The organism is Bradyrhizobium uaiense (assembly GCF_010811875.1).
GTDB classification, from domain to species: domain Bacteria; phylum Pseudomonadota; class Alphaproteobacteria; order Rhizobiales; family Xanthobacteraceae; genus Bradyrhizobium; species Bradyrhizobium uaiense.
In genome coordinates this window covers 1-250 of record NZ_VKHP01000753.1, presented here as the reverse complement: position 1 = coordinate 250, position 250 = coordinate 1, and the positions used below count along the sequence as shown (strand labels likewise).

2 pseudogenes are annotated in these 250 nt (G+C 63.6%); one reads left to right on the top strand and one right to left on the bottom strand.

The window, feature by feature from the left end:
• Positions 1–21: 21 nt before the first annotated feature.
• Positions 22–78: pseudogene (locus FNJ47_RS55125) on the top strand (NAD(P)-dependent oxidoreductase); the annotation flags it as partial.
• A gap of 45 nt (positions 79–123) precedes the next feature.
• Here FNJ47_RS55125 and FNJ47_RS55120 read toward each other — a convergent pair.
• Positions 124–250, bottom strand: a pseudogene (locus FNJ47_RS55120) (NAD(P)-dependent oxidoreductase); the annotation flags it as partial.

The window sequence follows — 250 nt, the reverse complement described above, 5'->3', positions numbered from 1 at the left end:
ACGCGCGAGAAGATCGCGAAGATGAAGAAGGGCGTGGTGCTGATCAACACCGCGCGCGGCGCCATCGTCGACGAGCAGGCGATGATCGACGCGCTCAACTCCGGCCACATCCGCCACGCCGGCCTCGTCGTTCAGCAACAGATGGATCGAGACCACGTCGCTGTTCGCCAGCACCGTGTCGAGTTCGGTGAATTCGACGCCCGGATGGCTCTTGGGTGACCGGTTCCAGGCGATCACCTTCATGCCGCTG